Source organism: Candidatus Colwellia aromaticivorans (assembly GCF_003333305.1).
GTDB classification, from domain to species: domain Bacteria; phylum Pseudomonadota; class Gammaproteobacteria; order Enterobacterales; family Alteromonadaceae; genus Colwellia; species Colwellia aromaticivorans.
This window is the reverse complement of the sequence record NZ_QOLD01000028.1, coordinates 40249-63660: the sequence shown is the minus strand read 5'-3', so window position 1 is coordinate 63660 and position 23412 is coordinate 40249. Positions and strand designations below refer to the sequence as shown.

General features: G+C 37.7%; 16 protein-coding genes. 3 read left to right on the top strand and 13 right to left on the bottom strand.

Translation table 11 applies throughout. The annotated features are described in order from the left end of the window. Window positions 1-563: 563 nt before the first annotated feature. From hrpA to DWA31_RS04485, 13 genes are all read right to left on the bottom strand, one after another. On the bottom strand, window positions 564-4673 hold the full coding sequence (gene hrpA / locus DWA31_RS04550) for an ATP-dependent RNA helicase HrpA (protein WP_210725543.1): 4110 nt from the start codon (window positions 4671-4673) through the stop codon (window positions 564-566). Window positions 4674-4901: 228 nt separating this feature from the next. After that, window positions 4902-5336 (bottom strand): CBS domain-containing protein, encoded by a 435-nt coding sequence (locus DWA31_RS04545; RefSeq protein WP_114325470.1) that lies wholly within the window; start codon window positions 5334-5336, stop codon window positions 4902-4904. 303 nt (window positions 5337-5639) lie between these two features. Continuing rightward, the gene (locus tag DWA31_RS04540) at window positions 5640-6500 is read right to left on the bottom strand and encodes an aminotransferase class IV (RefSeq protein ID WP_114325469.1); all 861 of its coding nucleotides are present in this window, start codon (window positions 6498-6500) and stop codon (window positions 5640-5642) included. 324 nt (window positions 6501-6824) lie between these two features. Further along, window positions 6825-7673, bottom strand: a complete 849-nt coding sequence (locus tag DWA31_RS04535) for a glutamate cyclase domain-containing protein (protein WP_114325468.1) — start codon at window positions 7671-7673, stop codon at window positions 6825-6827. Between the two features lie 26 nt (window positions 7674-7699). Further along, a complete protein-coding gene (locus DWA31_RS04530) occupies window positions 7700-8668 on the bottom strand; it encodes a 5-oxoprolinase subunit C family protein (RefSeq protein WP_114325467.1) in 969 nt (322 codons plus the stop codon). Continuing rightward, the gene (gene pxpB / locus DWA31_RS04525) at window positions 8661-9404 is read right to left on the bottom strand and encodes a 5-oxoprolinase subunit PxpB (protein ID WP_210725542.1); all 744 of its coding nucleotides are present in this window, start codon (window positions 9402-9404) and stop codon (window positions 8661-8663) included. The genes DWA31_RS04530 and pxpB overlap by 8 nt, the downstream gene beginning before the upstream one ends. Further along, window positions 9404-10129, bottom strand: a complete 726-nt coding sequence (locus DWA31_RS04520) for a 5-oxoprolinase subunit PxpA (RefSeq protein ID WP_114325466.1) — start codon at window positions 10127-10129, stop codon at window positions 9404-9406. The genes pxpB and DWA31_RS04520 overlap by 1 nt, the downstream gene beginning before the upstream one ends. A gap of 283 nt (window positions 10130-10412) precedes the next feature. Further along, complete coding sequence (locus tag DWA31_RS04515) at window positions 10413-11225, bottom strand: putative hydro-lyase (protein WP_114325465.1); 813 nt, start codon at window positions 11223-11225, stop codon at window positions 10413-10415. Window positions 11226-11591: 366 nt separating this feature from the next. Continuing rightward, window positions 11592-12449 carry a PA4780 family RIO1-like protein kinase gene (locus tag DWA31_RS04510; RefSeq protein WP_114325464.1) on the bottom strand — a complete coding sequence of 286 codons (858 nt, stop codon included), beginning with the start codon at window positions 12447-12449 and terminating at the stop codon, window positions 11592-11594. Window positions 12450-12512: 63 nt separating this feature from the next. Continuing rightward, window positions 12513-14117, bottom strand: coding sequence for an ABC-F family ATPase (locus tag DWA31_RS04505; protein ID WP_114325463.1), 1605 nt, complete (start codon window positions 14115-14117; stop codon window positions 12513-12515). A 1007-nt stretch (window positions 14118-15124) separates the two neighbouring features. Further along, window positions 15125-16960, bottom strand: a complete 1836-nt coding sequence (locus tag DWA31_RS04500; RefSeq protein ID WP_114325462.1) for a class I SAM-dependent methyltransferase — start codon at window positions 16958-16960, stop codon at window positions 15125-15127. 624 nt (window positions 16961-17584) lie between these two features. Then, window positions 17585-18256: an amino acid adenylation gene (locus DWA31_RS04490; protein WP_210725541.1), complete on the bottom strand. Its 672-nt coding sequence runs from the start codon at window positions 18254-18256 to the stop codon at window positions 17585-17587. Window positions 18257-18282: 26 nt separating this feature from the next. Further along, a complete protein-coding gene (locus DWA31_RS04485; RefSeq protein ID WP_114325460.1) occupies window positions 18283-21219 on the bottom strand; it encodes a UvrD-helicase domain-containing protein in 2937 nt (978 codons plus the stop codon). Between the two features lie 362 nt (window positions 21220-21581). Between DWA31_RS04485 and DWA31_RS04480 the strand changes: the two genes are divergently transcribed. The 3 genes from DWA31_RS04480 to DWA31_RS04470 all read left to right on the top strand — a co-directional run bounded on the left by DWA31_RS04480 (window position 21582) and on the right by DWA31_RS04470 (window position 23378). Continuing rightward, a complete protein-coding gene (locus DWA31_RS04480; RefSeq protein ID WP_114325459.1) occupies window positions 21582-22697 on the top strand; it encodes an AAA family ATPase in 1116 nt (371 codons plus the stop codon). Window positions 22698-22864: 167 nt separating this feature from the next. Then, window positions 22865-23128, top strand: a complete 264-nt coding sequence (locus DWA31_RS04475) for a CopG family transcriptional regulator (protein ID WP_245942479.1) — start codon at window positions 22865-22867, stop codon at window positions 23126-23128. Further along, on the top strand, window positions 23115-23378 hold the full coding sequence (locus DWA31_RS04470) for a type II toxin-antitoxin system RelE family toxin (RefSeq protein WP_114325458.1): 264 nt from the start codon (window positions 23115-23117) through the stop codon (window positions 23376-23378). The genes DWA31_RS04475 and DWA31_RS04470 overlap by 14 nt, the downstream gene beginning before the upstream one ends. Window positions 23379-23412 lie beyond the last annotated feature (34 nt).

Sequence of the window (23412 nt, the reverse complement as noted above, 5' to 3'; positions counted from 1 at the left end):
TGTTGATTAATACTTTCAAAACAAACACAAAAGATCCGTATAACAACCTACGAAATGACGAAACAGTTAACGTAAGGTGAATTATAATTAAATAATCAAATAAAAAACCGTTTCGTTATTTATACGTAGCTTAAGCCTATGTGTCAATTAATACCCAAATGAAATAATGCATGAATTAATTCAGAGCAGTGTCAGGGAAGTTAGAACAAGCAAAATTTGTGCGTATATAGTCACTCTATATCCAACAAATTTGTGAGGTTATCACTTTCCTGACAAGCTCCCAAGGGCGAGTTTAAAAGGTATATATGCGGCGTTATTAATTTCGACAATGGCGCTACATGGATGAAGCTTATTAGAGAATGCAGGAGCATATTCTCCTGAACAACCATTCTCTTCAATCAATGCCTTGCCTACATGACGGTACAGGAAGTACCTTATTAGAGAATGCAGGACGCACATTCTCCTGATGTAGGTGCTTAGGTTCAGTCTGGAACTATGAACCTGCTGCCTCTACACCTTTTAATTCTCGCTGAATGATTTATTCATTACTTCAATTGGTATAACTATGAAAAGCTTTTTAGGTGATTAAAGATTCGTTTCAATGATATCGGCTGTGCTGTACCTAAATTTTGAGCGAATAATGAAATTCGTAATTCTTCGATCATCCACTTAGTCGCTAAAATATCTTGTGCTATGGGTTTGTCTTTTCGCTGTGCTGACAACACACTGTTATATTTATCAACCGCTTTATTTACATCAATGAGCTTTAATCTGTCTTGATTAGGATCTATTGGTAATTTCTCTAAACGACGGACTATTCCTTTTAGGTATCGAATAATATCATCTAACTTCTCGATACCTGAAGCATTTACAAAACCTTTAAAAACTAAACTGCCACTTTGCTGTTTTACATCACCATGAGACTGAATAACATTTAGCGGTACGCTTCCCTTTAACTTTTTAGCGACATCGTGTCTTAAGTTCAATGCTTGCTCTACTTTAATAGCGGCTATTAGTACACAATCTGAAATTTCTGCACGGACATAATCTCGTATTAAGTCAAAATCACTTTCAGTTCGTGGTAAGTGCTCTAATTTATTATTTTGTAAGTATTGCTTAACTAAATAAACACAAGCAGCTTGAATACAGTCTTGCAATAAATCAGCAATAGAGCCAAAAGGATTAAAATACAAACCTAGCTTAGCTTTATTGGGCAGTTTTTCTTGTAAATATTTTAGTGGCGAAGGTATATTTAATAAAATTAAACGACTAATACCATTCAACATAGCTTGCTCAGCGTGTTCTTGTTGTTCAAATAATTCAATAGCAACACTGCTGTTATGATCGACCAAAGCAGGAAACGCTTTAATAGTTATATTTGCTACTTTTTTCTCATAACTTTGCGCTAAATTACCAAAATCCCATTGAATTAATTTACTTTTTTCAATGCCCTTCTCGGCCACTTGTTTAATTGACGCTTTAACTTTTCCTTGGAGTTCAGCTTTTAGTAAATTAAGATCTCGCCCCTGCTTTAATAATTGTCCTTTTTCATTAACAATTTGAAAATTCATCGTTAAGTGCAGTGGTAACTCAACTTCATGCCAAGCATCTTCAGGTAATCTTACGCCTGTCATACGTAATAGTTGCTTAGCTAAGGCATCAACTAAGTTTCCTTGCGCGGCGTTCATATTCGCTAAACAAGCTTCTGCATAATTAGGCGCTGGCACAAAGTTACGTCGTAATGCTTTTGGCAAGGCCTTAATTAATGCCACCACTAAATCATAACGAAGTGCTGGAATTAGCCAGTCAAAACCTTCATTTTGGCACTGATTTAACATAGTGATAGGAATAATCACACTAATACCATCATCCGCATCACCTGGGCTAAAATGATATGCTAACGGTAGGGTTAAATTACCTTGCTGCCATGTATCAGGGTATTCTTTAATTGATAACTCATTTGATGATTCATTAAGTAGAAATTCTTTAGTGAAATTAAGTAACTGACTATTTTTTTGTTTTGCCTTTTTCCACCAAGCTAAAAAGCTACGTTGACAAATAACCGTTTCAGGTAATTTATCAGCATAAAATTCAACAAGCTGCTGCTCATCAATCAGAAAATCTTTACGGCGCGCTTTTTGTTCTAACGCTTCAATACTGGTAACTAAGGTTTGGTTTTCTGTTAAAAACTTTTCTTTAATAACACAATCACCATTAACAAGCGCTTCACGAATAAACAGCTCTCTACAAGTATCAGGTTCAATTTTATTGAAGTTAATTTTACGCTTAGTAACAATGCTCAACCCATAAAGGCTGACCTGTTCAAAGGCCATTACAGCCCCTTGTTTCTTCTCCCAGTGAGGCTCACTATAACTACGCTTTAATAAATGTTCGGCTAATGGCTCTATCCACAGGGGATCTATACGGGCATTCATGCGAGCAAATAAACGGCTAGTTTCAACAAGCTCTGCTGACATTAACCACTTTGGCGGTTTTTTCGCTAGCGCTGATCCTGGAAAAATAAAGAACTTACTACCACGAGCGCCTTTAAATTCTCTGTTTTCGTCTTGCTGCCCTAAATGACTCAATAAACCAGAAAGTAATGCCTGATGTACAGATACTAGGCTTGATGGAATATTAGCCTCTTGTTTTTTCTGATTATTGTCATTACCTATCTCAGCAACCGAGAATTGATAATCAACAGACGTGAGCGATATCTTTTGTTCTTTTAACGTTAATTTAAGTTGGCTAAAAATATCCTGCCATTCACGTAAACGCACATAAGATAAAAACTCGCGCTGACATAGTTTTCTAAAATGGTTTTGCGATAAATCTCTCTGCTGGCCATTAACATACTGCCATAAATTAAGCAGACTAATAAAATCTGACTGTTTGTCTTTAAAGCGGTTGTGTTTTTCATCAGCGGCTTGCTGCTTTTCGTGCGGCCTTTCACGGGGATCTTGAATACTAAGTGCGCTAACAATAATCAACACTTGTTCAACACAACCTAAGTCAATCGCCGTTAATACCATTTTTGCTAAACGAGGATCTATCGCAAATTTGGATAACAATCGTCCTGATTTTGTTAATTGCGTATGACGGTTATTACTATTAACCGTATTGTCTATCGCTGCCAGTTCTTCTAGTAATTTAACACCATCATTAATGTTTCTATTGTCTGGTGGCTCAACAAAAGGGAAATTACCAATTTCACCTAGATCTAACGCCAGCATTTGTAAAATAACGGTCGCTAAATTAGTACGCAATATTTCAGGATCAGTAAATTCTGGTCTATTAAGATAATCATCTTCACTGTACAAACGTATACAAATACCCGATGACACACGACCACAACGCCCTGCTCTTTGATTAGCACTGGCTTGTGAAATGGCTTCTATGGGTAAACGCTGTACTTTTGTACGATAACTGTAGCGAGAAATGCGGGCAGTACCTGGGTCAATAACATATTTAATGCCCGGTACTGTTAAAGATGTTTCGGCAACGTTGGTTGCAAGTACTATATTTCGGCCAGTATGGGGTTTGAAAATTCTATTTTGTTCGCTAATGGTTAAGCGGGCATAAAGTGGAAGAATTTGCGTATGACGTAAATTGGCTTTATTTAACGCAAGTGCAGTATCACGAATTTCTCGTTCGCCATTAAGGAAAATAAGAATATCCCCTTGCCCTTGACTAGCATGGGTAATTTCAGATAACTCATCAACCGCATCGAGGATACCGCTAATGATATCTTTACCTTCATAAGAGCCGTCAGTAGATGAAAGCTGCTTTTCATCACTGCTACCTTGTTGAGAGCTTTCATTTAAAGGTCGGTAACGCATTTCCACCGGATAAGTTCTGCCAGAAACTTCGATAACAGGGGCTGGTTTACCTGATTTATCAGCAAAATGATTAGCAAAGCGTTGAGGGTCGATGGTTGCTGAGGTAACAATAACTTTTAAATCGGGACGCTTTGGTAAAATTTGTCGCAAATAACCTAAAATAAAATCAATATTTAAACTGCGTTCATGCGCCTCATCAATAATGATGGTGTCGTATTGGCGAAGTAATCGATCTTTTTGCATTTCCGCCAATAAAATACCGTCTGTCATTAGTTTTATATAACTATGACTACTCACTTGATCGTTAAAACGAACTTTATAACCTACCTGCTCACCCAATTTGGTATTAAGCTCTTCAGCGATACGGTTTGCCACTGTTCTAGCGGCAATTCTGCGCGGCTGAGTATGACCAATAAGTCCATCAACACCACGACCTAACGCCAGACAAATTTTTGGAATTTGTGTGGTTTTACCTGAGCCCGTCTCACCGGCAATAATCACCACTTGATTATTACTAATGGTCTGAGAAATTAGCTCAGCATTTTCGCTAATAGGTAAACCATCTGGATAACTTACCTTAGGTACGTTTTGTAATTTTTGCTGCTTTTCAGTGATCGATTGCTCAATTGCTTTTGCCGTTCGGTCAAGGTGCTTTGCTTGTTGCTCAAGCTTAGCTACGGCTGAATTATCAGACGACTTTAGCTGGCTGATAATTCGTTTATGATGCAATAATTGTTTTTTTAATCGTGGTAAATCTGATTTTTTAACTTGAGTTAAAAGATCAAATAAAGCTTGAACATTGGGTGTTTTAACGGGGGGATTATCAGAAAGCAAACTAGACTCTACTACTCAAAAAAGGACAGAACAACATATAAAGTCTATTTTATCAGGTATATTGCATATACCCAAGCCACTTCAATAAGCGAGCTTCAGAACGCTTGGGCGGTACACGTTCAAGATACATCTGTATTTAATCGTATTTATTAAATACAGATGTATCGATAAGCATGTTTTGCTTAGCCGTCCTCAAAGGAGGAGGTTTATCAGTTACATAAATCGTTGTTAGTGAGCTGCATGGGTTTTACCTGCTTTCAAATTAGCGCGTAAATGCCTGTCTATCGCATGTAAAACATCATTACGACAAATAGTACCCAATAGATTACCGTCATCATCAATTACCGGATAAACCTTTGGCTTGTTTTTCAACATTAATTGCCCCAATTCCATAACGCTATCGTAAGGCTTCATTGTTAAGACGTCTTTACGCATTAAGTCGGCAACATCTGCAATATGTTCATTATGATAAATGGTTTCGAGCATTTTGGCTAAGATATCACTTTCAGATAAAAAGCCAATTAGCTTACCCATATTATCAATAACTGGACCGCCAATTTGTTTGGTTTTTAAAAAGCGCAGAGATGCTTCTTCTACACCCATGTCTGCTGTAAAAGTAACTGGATAATGGTTCATATATTCTTGAACTTTTAGAGACTCCATCATAAATCCTTAAGTATTAAGCATTAAACAAAAGATAATATATCTATTCACCCTTGGCTTGTCGGTACATCATACCGTCGGTTTATTCACACAGAAATTTGAACCTAAACCAGTGATCGTCGAACACGCTATTATGATGATGACCGTTGGTGCACAAATATAAAAGAATTACCATACTCTAAATGTAGATAACTCTGTTGAAAAACACCAATTTTTCATGGGATTTTATTAATTTATCGGCCGCAAGAGACCTCGTTTTCATGACACTGGCATAGGATCAAGTTTAACGTTCAAGTCAAAAAATTAATAAGAAAATTTGTTTTTCGAGTATAAAGTCGCTGCTTTTAGCCAAACTAATCCAACGTTACCATCACCTACCACTTTACTGTCAAGCTGAGTAACAGGGACAATTTCTTTAGATGAGCTCGTGATCCAAATCTCATCTGCCGCGTTAACTTCATCAAGAGTAATAACTCGCTCTTCAAGAGACAAAGAACCATCTTTAGCCAATATATCAATAACTAAGCGACGAGTTATACCGGGCAAAATTTGATTATCTTCAATAGGCGTAGCAATAACACCTTCTTTAACAATAAAAATATTAGATGAACTAGCTTCCGTTAATTCGTTATTACTATTATAAAGTAAGGTTTCTTGGCTACCTGCTGCATAAGCTTCTTGAAAATGTAAAACATTGCCGAGTAACGAAGTTGATTTTATTTGACAACGTTTCCAACGTAAATCTTCACTACTAATCAACGCATAACCTTTGCCTACTGTGGCTAAATCTGGTGTTTTAGGGACAGGAATTTCAAAAGCCATTGCAAATACCGTCGGAGTAATATTTTTTGGAAAAGCATGAAAACGTTTAGTATCTGTACCGCGACTCACATGTAAATAAATGCCTAATGGGCCAGCACCATTTTTTTTACTTAAGGTGTCACACAATTCTTGCCATTGTGCATCACTCCAATTTAACTCAATTCCAATCGCATTAAGTCCATCATTAATACGGTTTATATGACCTTGAAAACCAACCATTTTACCAAAATATGACGGGATCAATTCATATATGCCGTCGCCAAATAAAAAACCACGATCTAGGGGGGAAATTTTGGCTTCTTCAATAGGCATATAGTTGCCATTTAAAAACACTGTGCTCATTCTAAGTTTCCTATAATTCTACTATAACCGTTCCACTTGAAGATGCTCGTGCATCTTCAAGTGGAACGGGTATACATATATTAACATGCCTATGTAGTTAACTCAGGAGCTTGCAGTAAACGTCAGGACAATATGCTCCTGCATTGTCTAATAAACTACATCCATGTAGCGTATCTTCGAAGTCTTTGATCGAAGATCCATCACTTTTTAGAAACTGGAACCCCGATTCAGCTTTGTGGTTCCAGACCAAAGCTAAGTACCTACGTCCTGTAGGCAAAAACACCACGGGGATGACGTCCTGAGCCATGTACATAGGCAAGTATATTAATAACCAATTAATGTTCTAATTCGCTTAATCAAAGCAATACCTTCCGCTACAGGTAGGCTATCTTCTGTTAATTCATTTTTACGGGTAACACCATCTACGCTGCCTAAATTTGAAATATATTTTAATATTTTCTCTGGGCTAGTCTCATTTAATAAATCATGATTAGACCAAATACTTAAGAACGCTAAAATGCCATAAACGCCCCAATTTGAAACGTCACTAATGATCAATTCATCACACTCAGTTACCGCAGGAATGATATCTAGCTCAGCTAAAAACGCTTTAACATTACCCATACCAATTTCATTACCACCATCACCAATTGCAATGGTTGGACAATTTGCTTCATCCATAAAAAAATCAAAGCAGGCAGCTCGGGCACTAATATCTTCAGCCCGCATATTATGATAACAACCATTTTCAGCTAAACCAGGGCACTCTATTGAAATAATAGCTTGTGGTTGAAAATGTGCTAAGGCACGTTTTGCTTCCAATAAGCCAATATCTTTATTACCCACACTGATCATACAAGTTCGGTAATCATGCTGAAAAGCCGTTGCCATCTGAGTGCCGCAAACCAGTACAGGCGTTGCTCCTAAAAATTCCAGCGCGCGATATAAAATTAATGCGCCAACCGGCCCATCCGTTTCAAACGTGTCTTCTACAGGAAAACCCGTACCAATAAGTACCGTACCTTTGATGTCACGCATTACTTGAGCGGCACGTAAGCAATAACCTGCACTAAGCTGAGTTTGTAAGTTTTTCATACCTCGTAAATTACGCTCAACAAGCATATTTTCTATTTGTTCGCTAAGCGATTGTTCATGTAAAGCTTGTTTATTCATTAAAATAGTCTCAATTTATTCCAGACTTAATCACAAACAACTAATTCTGTACGATTAAAACGACTTAAATTTAAATGAAATAGGTTGTGAGCCTGTTCCATACTAATGGGTTCAAAGCGTACTTTTCCACCTTGGTTTAATTGCCCTAATTTAGCCGTATCGATCGAAGAAACTGCGCCAATTTTGGGATAACCGCCAATGGTTTGTCTATCATTTAGCAAAACAATGGGTTGACCATCAGCGGGAATTTGGACTGCACCATGGCAAATACCTTCCGATAAAATACCATCAATATCACACGCTATTGCCTGCCCTTCTAATCTATATCCCATACGATCAAAGCTTTTACTCACGGTATATTCATTAGAAAAGAACAACCGTTGTTGGTGTGAGCTAAAGTATTTTTGTTGATAGCTTGGTATTGTGTGTAATATTACTTCATCAGTATAAGTAGGGATTAATTTATCTTCTAATGACAAGTTTTTCTTTAGGTTATTATGTATGTTACGTCTAGCACAAACTAACACATCTCCTGCCTCTAGCTTGCCGCCATGTAAACCGCCAATACCTTCACGACAAACGGTAGCTGTGCTACCAAAACTTGGCGCAAGACTAAAGCCACCTGCAACCGCTAAATAGCAACGCACACCTTGAGCTGCAAAACCTAAAGCAATTACATCACCCGCTTTTACGTGATAACTACGCCATAACGATTTCTTTTCCCCATTAATGGTTAGCGGCATGTTAGCCCCCGTAACCGCAAGGGTGGTATCAATTTGTGCCGTTAAGGTTAAACCGCCTATATTTATTTCAATTGCTGTTGAGTTTAACTTGTTGCCACATAGACGATTTGCCCATTTAAATGCTGGTAAATCTACAGGGCCGCCATTTGTTAAACCAATATTAAAAGCACCAAAACGACCGGCATCTTGAATAAGACTTAACACACCTGCTTGTTCAACTAAAAAACCCTGTGTTAATGATGGCTTACTCATAACTCACCTCTAACACTCCGCCTAAAGTTAGAAATTCATCTTTAGAAATAGCTTTAAATTTCACCCTGTCACCAACTTTGACTGGCATAGTTGGGCTTGCTTTCGCATCAAACATATTAATAGGACAAAGACCGATAATATTCCAACCACCGGGAGAAACACTCGGATAAACTGCCGTTTGTCTATCGGCAATAGCAACAGCCCCTTTAGGTACTTTCATTCTAGGTGTGCTCAACCTTGGCGCCGCAATACGTTCATCTACTTCACCTAAGTAAGCAAAACCGGGGGCAAAACCTATGGCATAAACGCGATACTCTTGCACTTGATGAATTTCGATAACCTGTTCAACGGTTAATTGAGCACGCTGAGCAATAACAGATAAATCAGGACCAGATTCATGACTATAATAAACGGGCAATTCAACTATAGTAGCTTCATCCGCAGCACATTGATCTTTCGAGTTATCATTAAGGCTTTGTAACAGTGTACGTAGTTTATTTCGTATTTGATGGTGATCTGTACTCATCATATTAAACATCACCATCAAGGATGCGTATGATGCTACTAAATCAATAATATCATGGGCTAATTCTTGTTCCATAGCTTTACGTATAAGCTGTTCTGCTTGCTGAACTTTAGCTGAAACATTTGCATTAACTTCGCCACCACCTTGCTCACTAAAATAGACAATTAAGGCGTTTTCACCGGCGATATGAATATTAATATTTTCGAGCATTAACCTATCAGCTCCCTAATTGCCTCAATAGCCTGAACACCTTCAATATTATCACCATGAACACATAAACTATCAGCATTTAACACTAAAACATTACCATTAACCGTCGTAACGCAACCTTGCTCTTTTAACTGTTTAACTTGGGCAAGCATCATGTCTTTATTATGCACTGCTCCTACTTTGCTACGTGATAATAACTTGCCATCATCGGCATAACATCGGTCTGCAAACGCTTCACTTAAAATATCAATACCAAAGGTTTTAGCTTCTGTTTTATGCTGTTCAATTTGTGGCGTTGCTTGTAACATTAACTTAAGCGGTTTGTGGTACTTTGATAGTGCGTTAAGTATCGCCTCACGCACATTTTTATTTACCATCATGTCATTGTATAAAGCGCCATGAGGTTTAACATATTCAAGCTCAAGTCCTAACGATTTAGCAACACCGTCAATAGCGGCAACTTGATAAGTAACGAGCGCAATAATTTCATCGGTAGAGCAATTCATAGAACGGCGACCAAAACCAACAAGATCAGGATAACCCGGATGAGCACCAACAGTTACATGGTGAGCTTTCGCTAATTCGAGGGTTTTTTGCATCACTAAGGGATCGCCAGCATGAAATCCACAGGCAATATTGGCTTGATCTATGTGAGGCATTACCTGTTCGTCTAATCCCATAGACCAACTACCAAAGCTTTCACCTAAATCACAATTTAATTTCATCTTCTTTCCTATATATACTCATGATACTTCAAAATGTCTGTTTCAGGTCGCCTGAGCAATTCATGATCAAGGCGCTTATTTTTATTAATGGTTGTTCCCTTAAAAAAAGGAGCAACGACGAGCATGATTTACTCAGGCGTCCCCGAAGGGCGAGTTTTAAAGGCTTATATACGGCGTTATTGATTTTAACAAGGAATAACCATTATCTTCAATCAATGCCTTGCCTATAAGCCTTTAAATTCTCGCTGAAACGAGTATTTCGAGGTAACATGAGTATAAAGTCTTACAGTACCGCTAGTGTTGAGTTTACAATATCAGTCACTAACATTTTTCCCGGACTATGGGTAATACAAAATGGCGGTTTAGTTTGCTCTAATGCCAGTTGAGGTGTAACCCCACAAGCCCAAAAAACAGGTACTTCATGTTCGTTAATCGTTACCGCATCACCATAGTCGGGGGTATTGATATCATCAATACCAATCAATTTAGGATCACCAAAATGTATTGGTGCGCCATGCACTGACGGAAAACGACTACAAATTTGTATCGCACGTATCGCATCTTTGGCCAACATAGGGCGCATGCTTACGACTGTTTCACCACTAAAGCGCCCTGCCGATTTACAGGCTATATTAGTACGATACATGGGCACATTTTTACTTTCGCTAATGTTACGAATTTCAAGTCCGTCAGCAATAAGCGCTTCTTCAAAAGAAAAGGAACACCCTAAAACAAAAGTCACTAAATCATCACGCCACAGGTGTTTTATATCGGTTAACTCTTGCTTTAACACTCCATTATCAAACAAACGATAACCAGGTACATCACTACGAATATCAATATCTTGACCAAGCTCAGGTAATAGAAAATCACCCGCATTGGTTGACATGCCAATTAACGGGCAAGGTTTTGGATTAAATTGACAAAATTGTAAAAAATCGCCAGCCCAATCTTTAGGTAAGATAACGATATTACCCTGCACGCAACCTTGGGCAAATCCAGAGGTATTACGGGTAAAGTCTCCCATACGGATCAGCTGTCGTAATGCATAGGCGCTAAGTGGTGAAGCTACATTATTGGTATCACTGGTTATCATGAAAACTCCACTTTATAAATAGATAGTTGTTGATAATATCGAGAGCACTAAAACAAATAATATTGCGAAAAATATTTCAACAACCAATGAAAAACCGTTGAAAAACAACAAATAACCGGCATTAGAAATAAAATCGATTAAGTATACAAAAACAAAGAATAAAATAACAATACAATTATTAATGTTAACGTTTTTTTGAACGTGTTTTTCATGTTGAAATCAAAAATACGAGCGATTAGATTAAGTATAAAAATTAATGGGGTGTACCTGTAGTTATAATTATAGTTGTCGTAATAAAAAAGGCGAATCATTTCTGATTCGCCTTAAATAACATATGCTTTCCAACTCACTATTTAAAAATACTTACTAATCTATTTCATTCGCTTCGGCTATACGTTGTAGGCGATCTTGCTCTTCCATAAAGGCGGCTTTGATTTCTTCAATCACGTTATCAACATCTGCAGAAATAGTGTTTTCTTTAAATAACCCTGTCAGTTGTGTTTCGAAAGTTAATTCGCCACTTTCATACAAGGCCCACATTTCTTGAGCATATTTACTTAATAGCAACTCAGGTGCAAATTGGCCATAGTAATGAGTGATATTCTCTACATCACGCATTAGCATCGCTTTAGCATTATTATTTGCTGAGGCATCTACGGCTTGAGGTAAATCAATGATAACAGGGCCATATTCATCAACGAGTACATTAAACTCTGATAAATCACCATGAACAATACCGGCACATAGCATACGCAAAACATAGTTCATCACTAATTGGTGATCTTCAATGGCTTGCTCTTTTGACATAACCACGTCATTTAATCGCGGCGCAACATCTCCGGCTTCGTCGGTGATTAGCTCCATTAGCAAAACGCCTTCAAAACAGCCAAAAGGGTGAGGCACTCGAACGCCAGCTTCTGCCACTGTATACAGCGCATCCACTTCAGCATTTTGCCATGCTTCCTCTTGTTGATTACGACCATACTTAGAGCCTTTTTCCATGGCTCGAGCACGTCGGCTATTTCGACTTTTTCTACCTTCTTGGTATTGAGCCGCTTTTTTAAAGCTACGCTTATTGGCTTCTTTATAAACTTTGGCACAGCGAATTTCTCCGCCACAGCGAACCATAAAAACAGTGGCTTCTTTGCCACTCATTAGTTGACTAATGACTTCATCAACTAAGCCGTCATCGACGAGTGGTTGGATACGTTTTGGTATTTTCATAACAACGTTATACTGTAAAATTGATAAATAATAAGCTCTCTATTTCTCATTTTATTAAAAGAGTTAAGCAACTTTCTGCGTATTAATTTGACTCGCAAGATACTCATCTAACGAACCTTCAAAGCTAACTAATTTTTTATCTTTAATATCGATAATACGAGTTGCCAAACTTGAAACGAACTCACGGTCATGGCTAACAAAAATTAAGGTACCTTCAAAGTCTTTTAACGCATTATTTAGTGCATCAATCGCTTCGATATCCATGTGGTTAGTTGGTTCATCCATAATCAAAACATTGATATCAGCCATCATCAACTTACCAAATAACAAACGGTTTTTCTCTCCACCAGAACAATTACGTGCTTTTTTATTAGCGTCGTCATCGGTAAACAATAAACGGCCTAACATACCACGAACACTTAAATCGTTATGACACGGTCTACGCCATTGTGACATCCAATCCATTAGTGTTAAGTCATTATCAAAAAATATGCCGCTGTCTTGTGGGCAATAACCAACTGATGCATTTTCTGACCATTTTATCACGCCTTCATTGTGCGATAACTCGCTCATTAAACAGCGTAATAACGTCGTTTTTCCTACACCGTTTTCGCCGATAATAGCTAATTTGGCACCAGCTTTTAGCAATAAGTCACCCTTTTCAAATAACACTCTGCCATCAAAGCCATGACCAAGTTTTTCAAGTTCTAATGCTTGACGGTGCATTTTTTTACCCGGTGCAAAAGCAATTTTAGGGGTGATACGACTTGATGATTTCACATCATCAAGTTTAATTTTATCCATTTTTTTAGCACGAGAACTTGCTTGTTTTGCTTTTGAAGCATTCGCTCCAAAACGGTTAACAAAGTCTTGTAGCTCTGCAATTTCTTCAGCTTTTTTAACATTACCCGATAATAACTGCTCACGTAATAAACCTGACTGTTCTAGGAAGAATTCATAATTACCTGGGTAAACACGTAATTCACCGTAATCAATATCGGCCATATGGGTACAAACAGAATTAAGAAAATGTCTATCATGCGAAATGATAATCATGGTGCATTTACGTTTGTTTAGCTCACCTTCTAACCAACTGATGGTATGAATATCCAAGTTATTGGTTGGCTCATCAAGTAATAAAATATCAGGATTAGCAAACAGCGCTTGGGCAAGAAGAACACGTAATTTCCAACCCGGAGCTACTTGTTGCATTGAACCATAATGAAATGATTCGTCAATACCCGCTTCCAATAATATTTCACCCGCACGACTTTCAGCAGTGTAACCGTCCATTTCAGCAAACTCGCTTTCTAGTTCACCTGCGCGCATACCATCAGCTTCACTCATTTCAGCTTGTGCATATATTGCGTCACGTTCTTGTTTAACTTTCCATAACGGCATATCACCCATGATCACAGTATCAATAACACTGTATTCTTCAAACGCGAACTGATCTTGGCCTAAAGTACTTACCTTGTTACCCGTACTAACCGATACATTGCCTGAGCTAGGTGTTAACTCGCCACTGAGTATCTTCATAAATGTAGACTTACCACAGCCATTTGCGCCGATTAAACCATAGCGGTGACCGTTGCCAAATTTAGCAGAGATGTTTTCAAATAACGGTTCAGCGCCAAATTGCATTGTAATGTTCGATGTAGTGATCAAAGGGTATTCCTAAATTTTTGCTAACAAATACTGAATAATTGATTATTAAATGGTGCTGATTATCATTTTTAACAGATAAAATATCCCAGCAATCCACAAAAAATACTCAAAATAATAAGGTCGCGCATTATACAGTAAGAGTGAGGAGAACAATATCAAATATTTATTATAATGGCTGTTTTTTTCATCAATACCCTTTTTGGTTTGGCTTGGTTTAGCTTCATAGGGCTAACGATATTAAAGGAGTTTAGTCTCAGCTAGGGTTTATGGCTTAGAGTTAGTATAATTAGCAGGTTCAATTCCATTGACTTTCCCTCCTTCACATAACCCCAAAATGCAGTGCGCAGACAGCTATTTTTCTGGAATTTAACTGAGTAGTAAAACCGTAACAGCAGTGTAACTCCATGCGTAACAGGGATCATTTTATTGTGTGATATTAAGCTTATTCACGACGTTTAAAGTAACTACTCCATATTTACCATCATTATCCATATTTTTCCATTTCAGCATAATAAGCAATGATAACCTCAAAACTATAAGGTATATTTTGATCAGCAAAAGATAACATGGGCATTTAAAAAGTAAACTATAGCTCGTGTAAACCTCAAGCAGAGCCCTAAACAGTATGAAAGATACGCAAGAAAATACCACTTGGCTAACCAGTAAAGAAACACAGAAATTTCTGGGAGTTTCTAGGAGTTTCTGGCTGTGAATTAATGCATCTTAGAGCCAACGCTATTGTCTGAATGGAGTATTTCTACATCGTCCCCCTCTTTGCACCCGATACCTGATATATGACTATCAATTAACATCTCAGTAGCCAAAAGAGTAACCACATAATCTTGAAAGTAGAAGCCTTTTTTGCAGCTACACCACCTCTGTTGCTTTCATTCATTTGATACTCATAACCTACTGATTTAGTTTCCGCAGTGGTTTTATTAACATGAGTTTTTTAAGTACCCATAAAATCCTCTTTCAAATACATAGAGCCGATCAAAATTTAACATTCACCACTCCCTCAACTGCTGCATTTCTTTCAATCGCCCACGTTGCATAATCAAAGCTTCAAATAAATCATCTACTGACGAGTTATCAGAACTTAACCCCGGTAATGCCAAATTTGCCTCAGCGAAAAACCGTTGACTTTGGCTCTGCTCATTTTTGACGATAGCTGAGGGATCTTTTATAAGTGAGGATGATGGTTCTAAGACTGAAGGAGCAAGCCAAGCAGTTTGCCACCAATGTTGAATTCTTTCTTTTGCCTGTTTCAGTTTCTGCTCTGTTGGTAGTCGATCACTTTTTTGATTATTTATTTGGCTATCGGTTGGTAGTAAGTTCCATAAATCATTATTAGGCCAACGAGCAAAAGGCAAGCTGTGATCAATATCGTACTTGTGTTTTAATGATTTTGCCGACCATACACATTGCATGTGTTCTTGCTGCTCTTTTTGCGACAAGTTCTCCCTGATCTGCTCAAAACGTTTACGCACTTCGGTTGTTGTGCGTTTAGGCTCTTCCCAATTTAAGGATTGGTACAAATGGTATTGATTTTCAGGCGATTTATATTGAGCATTGCCTGAATAACTCGCCATAGTTTTTACCCATTCGCTTACTAATACAGGTTCAATCCAGCAAGCGTAACGATTGAACGCTAACCAAGTAGACTCTGGCAATGAAAATTCGCCCCACTGCTCAAGGGTTTGTAAATCAAGAAAAATGCTGTCTTTAGCTTTTACTGTTTTGCTCGACACTTCAAATACGGTGTTATCACTATTGGGCAATTTGATATAACGACATGGCATTGTTTTGATATTGCTTACTGCCGCTGAAATTGTTTTATGTAGCGCAACTGCAGCATCGCCCTTAAATAAATTACCAATACGATAATCAGCAGATTTAAACTTGGTTAATTTATGCCAGCCGTCAGCTTTCATAAAACCCATATTGGGGTTTTTATTCGGTGTTTGAAAAATTTTGCGGTCATCAATTAAGTCTTTATATTGGTGACACCAATAAAGCGCAACTAAGCCGACCGGTAAAATAACCCGCTCACCAAATGGTGATGACTCTCTGCGTAAAACTGCACCGGGATGTCCATCCGCAATGCGTAATAATACTCTTAACAAGGCCAGTTTATGAGTGGCAGATTTACCATCATTAATTGCTACATGGCGTATAAATGGGAAAGCACCGGTGCCATCATCGGGTAGCTGTAATACCACTGTTTGCCAAGAAACGTGTTCTCTACCCAGTTTATCGTCTTCTTTTTGGGTTTCTAATATAGTGAATAGACCTACATCGGTTGCTAAGCGTTTTAATTCATCAGCGCATACCGTATGCATTTTACGTTCTTTACGCTCTTCATCTGTTTGTCCATGACGAAGCGTAATAACCAATTTACCGCCGGGTTTAAGTAGGTTAGCTAATTTACGAATTGAACGAGCACGCTCGCTTACAGGAATATGCATCCAAACTGCGCTTAATAGGATTAAATCAAAGCTCACTTCTTGCTTGGTTATAGTGTTTAATACGGGTAAAGAATCAGACAGCCACTTTACTTTAAGGCCTGTGGTTTGGCCTGCGCCAAGCTCTGCAAGTATGCTTGCTGGTTCAACTGCATATATTTGAGTGTTGTTTTTATCACCGTGAGTTTGCGCGGCAAGTTGCGCTATATGTTTAGCATCACGGCCGGCTCCTGCACCTATATCGAGAATACGTGTATTAGGGTTCTCGATAATAGCAGGCAGAAGTTGACACCAGCTTTGATGTACCTCTTTAAATGATTTTGACAGGTATTGCTGGGCTAGTTCATTAGCATTGTCGTTATAAAACTGTCGTGTCAATTAACCCATCCTTGTGTTTTACTTTATAGAATCAAAATATTACTCATAAATAGATACATTCTGAAACACCAAGATTGCTTTAGGTGTAATAGATTGTCAACGAATTTCTATATAAGTGATTAACTTATTTAACATTAATTAGTACAGTTTATCACCCTCAATAATGGTGTAAATACAGGTCAATACAAGGAAGTTCATTGGCACAGCTGCTATAGGAGTGATTGCTTTAGCTTTAGCCGACTCTAGTGCCCATGTAATTCCAATATATTCATCTAATTATATGTCCCCAGTAAGCTAACTATTGGATTGACTGATAGTGAAGTTACTATAATGAGCAGACAAAAAACATTAGAGTTGAGTTGATTAAATTATGGTTGGCAATGTTGAAAAGTATGGCTTAATATACAATGACTTGAGGTCAAACATCTTCGGTACTGCTTTAAATAAAGGGTTATTTGAATTCATGACTAAAAAATCAGATGATTATAGCTTCGCTTACAGAGATAAATACAATATTCATTACCATGTAAAAGCAGGCTATTTTGCTGGAAAAGCTTGCGCTCTAAAAGACTCTTTATTTAACAATGACATTAACAACCATACATTTTAATACTGAGTTTGTTGTTATTTTTTATAATCACCAAACCTTATAACATTGTCAGGTAAAGTTACCGCTGAATTGGGCTCAGGCACTTCATTACCCGTTAATGCAGTAATTTGTTGGCAATACTCAAAAAGCCTAGATAAAGGTACAAACTTTTCTTTGCGCTGTTTAATACGCTTAACCTGACCATTAAGGTATATGGCTAAATCTTCTGCGAGTGCTAATGGCATCGTATCTAGTCTTTGCTCTGCTAACGTTTGTGTTACCCATAAGGCGGCGTCGGTTATATGGCCATTAATGCTTAAGTCGGTATTTTTAGTCCAACGAATATCAAATTTCAGCTCATCTAACTGACTTAATAATAAAACAGCATCACTATTGGCTAATAGTTGTTGGGCTCTGATCATCTCGATGAACATCGCTTGCCATTGCATTGTTAGTTGTTGATGTAATTCAGCTAACGTAAGTGGCATGAGTACCGGCAAAAAGCAGGTAAAGCGACTATACGCTTCGGTTGCTATAATCGTTTTCTCAGCGGATCTATAGCGGTTGTCAATAATATGTAGCTGCCAACTAAAGGTATTGGCATCAGATGTAATAGTATTTCTGCCCTTCTGGATCCCCGCTAAAGTCGGTAATTCAGTTTTTAACCATTTGTCTAGCGCTTTGCTTGTTGAGTAAAGTAATTGCATTAATCATCTCTAATATTTATCGTTATTTATTCAACCAATGCTGGCCAATTCATTTTTGATTCATCAATACCATTTTTACAGCTCATTGGTTCATTGCCTTTATAGTTTCTACATCCCCAAAATTCGCCATTTTTACTTGATCGCAATACCATTTCTGCATTACATTTTTCACAAGTCGGTATCAAGTTTTGACATGAATCATTTAAATAAAGCTTAAAGCCTAGATGGCGCTTTCGTGTCATTGGGCTTTCACACTTGGTACAAGGCTTTTCTTTATGCTCGCAGCGGGGAAAATGAGAACATGAATAAAAAGCACCAAATTGGCCAGTGCGTTTTTTTAGTACACCTGTTTCACAAATTAAACAGTTTATGTCGTCTATAAATAATTGACTGGCTGTACTACCAAACTCATCAAGTTCAATTTGATGTTCATCCACAAGCTCTTTAACAAAGCTACTTGCATCGGTCATATCGGCAATAATGTAGGCTCTATCTTTAGCTCTTGTTAACGCAACATAAAATAATCGTCGTTCTTCGGCATGAGAAAAAGCTTCTTTTTTCGCGAGTAATGCATCAAGTAGTGCGGGGGTTACTTTTTCGGAAGGAAAACCATGAACGCCTTTTTTCATGCCAACAATAATAACAAAGTCGGCCTCTTTTCCTTTTGATGCATGAAATGATTGAGCCTCAATACTGAGTAACGGGTATTGATTATTTAATCTATTAATGTCAGTTTTATTGGGTAAAAGAAACCAAAAACGCGCTAATAAATAGACGGTAACAGGTTTACAAACTTTAGCTGAAATAGCGGCTAAAACATCATCAATAGCGCCATTGGCCATTTCATCAATAATATTTTTGTTTGAAGAGTTGAAAGGAGCATTTTCTCGTTTTAGCAGTGACACCGCAGGCGCGTTAACTTGCTTTAATGATTTAATTGTTTTATTAATTTGTGCTGGGTTTTTACTGATAAAATCGCTAGCGACTTTGCCAATTTGGTTATTAAATCGAAAGGTTAAGTCTAATTCTGCATGAGTAGTTGCGCCAAAATATTTTGCAAACTCAGTCGTTAAGGTAAAATCAGCACCACTAAATCGATAAATAGCCTGCCAATCATCACCCACGGCAAAAACAGAGCATGCTTTATTATTATCGCGTAACGCTTTCACTAACCGTGCCCTTGGCTCTGATATATCTTGAAACTCATCTACCATGATATAACGCCATGGCGATTGAAACTTACCTGCTTGAACATAGGCTATTGCTTTATTGATCATATCTTCAAAATCAATTTCATCGCGTGATGTTAAGTATTGTTCATAGAGCGTTAAAATGGGTTTAAGTAACGCCAATGCTTTTGCTGTCTGCTTTGGATCAGCAGAATTAGCGATGATCTTATCTTTTAAAGTGCTCTCTAGCGTTGAATCTAAACAAGCTGCTTTATATAACCCTACTAACTGACAAAACATTTCAGCAAGTACTGTTATTCGTCCTGTTTCTTTTAAGCTTGCCAGTATTACGTCATCTGGTAGTAATTCAACTTCAACTTGTTGGGTGTTGAAAAACGTTTCTAAATTGCTAAGTAACTCTCCTTTTTTATGCTGTGCATAAGTAACTTCAAGACAATGAGTTCCATATTCATTATGAATATTTCGTTTCCATTGAATTCCTGCATGGTATTCGTTTTTATCGATAAAAGGCGCTGTATCTCCATTCTCATCTACCCCATAATATTCAATATAAACATTTAACTCAGAAAGGAAAAAGTCTGGTTGGTATTGTCTACGCTCTATTGTTTTCACATCATGAATATAACTAGCCTCATATTGGTATTCTATACCATGGTTAAATAGCCAATTGGCAATATAAAGCTCGCCAAAGCTTTTAACCTTATCCCCTTTTAAGCTACGAATATCATTGTCGGTTAAATACTGGTAATACTCGCCAAGGCTATTAAAGTCAAAATCGTTTCGTTCAACATAATAATACTTGCTGAAATATTCGATGATAAGATGACGATATTGCTTATGCTCATTAATCAGCTTTTCAAAGCATGTTTGGATCCACTTAGATTTTGCTTTTGCATCTTCTGCCAATACCGATAAGCTAGGTTTACCGCCCTCAACTTGGGCAATAATATTTAGCCCTAAACTATGAAAGGTGCTGGCGCTAATTTTATCCGTTGATAACTTATCTTTGATTCGTTCATCCATTTCATCAGCCGCTTTACGGCCATAAGCTAATAGTAAAATCTCGTTACTCTTAGCTTGTAAGCTAGTTAGTAAATAACCTGCTCGGCCAACCATAACACTGGTTTTTCCTGTGCCTGCCCCCGCTAGCAATAAGTTATTATCATTATCGATAATACAGGCTCTGCGCTGATGTTGTGTTAAAGGGTTAGACTCGACCTTATCAAAAAACACTTTATACGCTTGAAGTTGTCTGTTGATATAGTTTTCACGACAATTCGCTATTTCCTGCGTTTGCCAACGTTGGTAATTCGATAACAGTTGTAGCTGTTCAGTAACCTTTGGTAGTGTTTTACCTATGTCGCTTGATTTAATCCATGGGAGCCAACGTTTAATCTCTTGATTCGCGCCCAATTTAATATGGTCAATGGTTGATTGTCGTAAATAGCGGTTAGTGGTGTTATTTTTTATCGTTGTTAAAAAAGTTTCAACACGTTTAATGTTGGCCAATGCCCAAAGTCGCTCGCAATTATTTTTATGCAGTCGCTTAGCGTTATAAGCAAGCATGGTAATAGTATAGGTATGCTTTACTGTTTTAAATGAAATTATTTGTCCAAAAAAACTCAGATGAAATGTAGGCGGAACAATAAGTTCTTCCCATTTTATGTTGATCAAACGACTTTCAATTACAATAGCTACACCATTATCACTGATTTTTATTTCTGTTGGGATACCAATAAACCGGCAAAAAAAACTTGAAGATATACATTCCATTTACAACACAAACCTAGAGATTAAAAAGCAAAAAACACGAGAATGAATATTCTATCATTAGTGCTGTATGAAGGTAAAAATGATAATACACGTGCGATACCAATATCACTCACTATGTGATGGTTTTTACTTGTTAAAATGAGCAACTACTTCGTTATTTATTTAGTAATTCAAAATGTCAGGACTTAATTAACATCAGACAGGTAGCTCCAAATTAACATCAGACAGGTATCTCCAAGCTCATAACTGTACGTGGCGACTCACCTTAATTACCTTGAGTAAATGATATTATTTACTTTAGGTGTGCTTAAGTACGTACCGTGCTACACTTTACCTATAGTAAACGAAAAGGTGTACTCAATATGAATCCTTTCAGAATAGATAAAATCGTCTCACCTGATGACTTTTGTGGCCGCGTAGGAGAAATCAAGAGACTATCCACCTTAATCGAAGGCAAAGCGAACGTCATCATTTATGGCGACCGGAGATACGGCAAAACCAGCTTAATTCAAAAGGTATTCGCTGAGATGCCCAGTACAATCTTACCCATTTACCTTGATATCTATTCAGCAGTTGATGAGATGGACTTCGCTGCCCTGCTGTATAAAGCCGTAGAAGAAGCCACACCGACTACCTTACGCAAGCAATCAGGAAAGCTAATGAAGCTTTTCACGAGTATTGATGGTGTATCCTTCTCACCGACCAAATCGGGTGAGTCTTTTGCCATGAAGCCAAGCTTTCAAACGCAGGATTTTAAGCAGTTGCTCGCCTCTGCATTTAATTTAATCGATCAATACTGTCAGTTCAGCAAATGCACCCATGCGGTTATTGCCTTTGATGAATTCCAGCAAGTGGCTGATATCAAAAACGTTAAGATAGACGCTATGCTTCGCGCTATCTCGCAGTCAAACCAAAACGTCAGCTTCATCTTCTCAGGTTCTAAGAAGAGCATGCTTAAATCGCTGCTCAATGCGCCAAAGCAGCCTTGGTATGGAATGACAACACCGATTTCAGTAGAGGGCATTGACCCTACATTGCTGCAAGCGTATTGCGAAGAAAAACTCAATGGCAAGTTTGGTGACTATGCTTTCACTTGGCTGTATGAAACCCTTAGAGGCCAAACCCGACTAATACTACAAACCTGTTTTGATTTCTATGCAAACAAAGTCTTCAGCCCCTCTATGGACGATGCCATTGACGTAATTAATCGCATGGTAAATGAGCATAAAGCCGACTTTACAGAAAAGTTTCTCATGTTCAGAGGGCAACAAAAGAAAGGGCTTAGAGCGATTGCTAGCGCAGTAGAAGGCAAAGTGTATGCGCAAGAAAATCTTGATAAACATCATGTCACTAAGCAAAGGCTTAATCAGGCAATATCATCTTTAATGAAATCGGATGAAATACAGAAGTTGGATGAAGGAACCTACCAATTTAACAATGTCCTGTTCGGGTTATGGATGATAAAAGAGCAGAATTAGACCACTTACTCGTTACTGTGGTGATTTTGGCGTTAAATTTCTATCAATGACCGGCTGGTAATTCTAATAAGGAGATTAAAATATGAAGCATGATAAATGGTCTTGCCCTAAATGTAATAATAGGGAGTTAGTTGCTCCTCAATGTTCGGTGACGTTATGGTGCTATGATGTTGTTATTGAATCAATGGGCTATTACCATGAGTAACTTATCTAAACGTTCGACTGTTTATTTTGAACCTGACATACATCAAGCTTTAAAAATGCGCGCAGCCTCTGCACACTTATCTATTTCTGAGCTGATCGATGAAGCTGTTCGATTATTAATGCGTGAAGACCAAGAAGATTTAGCTGCGGTATCACAAAGAGCTAACGAGCCTGAGATATCTTATGAGGATCTGCTAAACGATTTGAAGTCACATGGCAAAATATAAAATCACCTTTAAAAAGTCTGTAACTAAAGATTTACGAGTTATACCGAAAAGCGATATACAAAAAATTTTAAGTAAAATTGATTCTTTAGCTGAGAATCCGCGCGGTGAAGGGTGTATAAGGTTATCAAGCAAAGAAAGCTATAGAGTTCGACAAGGTTTATATCGCATAATATATGAGATTAAAGATAGTCTGCTTGTTGTAAATGTCGTTAAAGTAGCTAACAGAACACATGTTTATAAGAGCAGCTAACACCTTTTATGGCTGCTTGTTTACTTTAATTATA

Coding starts and splice junctions, on each gene's coding strand:
- DWA31_RS04475 (WP_245942479.1), top strand. CDS start 22,865: ATGTTGTTATTGAATCAATGGGCTATTACCATGAGTAACTTATCTAAA.
- DWA31_RS04515 (WP_114325465.1), bottom strand. CDS start 11,225: ATGATAACCAGTGATACCAATAATGTAGCTTCACCACTTAGCGCCTAT.
- DWA31_RS04540 (WP_114325469.1), bottom strand. CDS start 6,500: ATGAGCACAGTGTTTTTAAATGGCAACTATATGCCTATTGAAGAAGCC.
- DWA31_RS04545 (WP_114325470.1), bottom strand. CDS start 5,336: ATGGAGTCTCTAAAAGTTCAAGAATATATGAACCATTATCCAGTTACT.
- DWA31_RS04480 (WP_114325459.1), top strand. CDS start 21,582: ATGAATCCTTTCAGAATAGATAAAATCGTCTCACCTGATGACTTTTGT.
- pxpB (WP_210725542.1), bottom strand. CDS start 9,404: ATGCTCGAAAATATTAATATTCATATCGCCGGTGAAAACGCCTTAATT.
- DWA31_RS04530 (WP_114325467.1), bottom strand. CDS start 8,668: ATGAGTAAGCCATCATTAACACAGGGTTTTTTAGTTGAACAAGCAGGT.
- DWA31_RS04485 (WP_114325460.1), bottom strand. CDS start 21,219: ATGGAATGTATATCTTCAAGTTTTTTTTGCCGGTTTATTGGTATCCCA.
- DWA31_RS04510 (WP_114325464.1), bottom strand. CDS start 12,449: ATGAAAATACCAAAACGTATCCAACCACTCGTCGATGACGGCTTAGTT.
- DWA31_RS04490 (WP_210725541.1), bottom strand. CDS start 18,256: ATGCAATTACTTTACTCAACAAGCAAAGCGCTAGACAAATGGTTAAAA.
- DWA31_RS04535 (WP_114325468.1), bottom strand. CDS start 7,673: ATGAATAAACAAGCTTTACATGAACAATCGCTTAGCGAACAAATAGAA.
- DWA31_RS04520 (WP_114325466.1), bottom strand. CDS start 10,129: ATGAAATTAAATTGTGATTTAGGTGAAAGCTTTGGTAGTTGGTCTATG.
- DWA31_RS04470 (WP_114325458.1), top strand. CDS start 23,115: ATGGCAAAATATAAAATCACCTTTAAAAAGTCTGTAACTAAAGATTTA.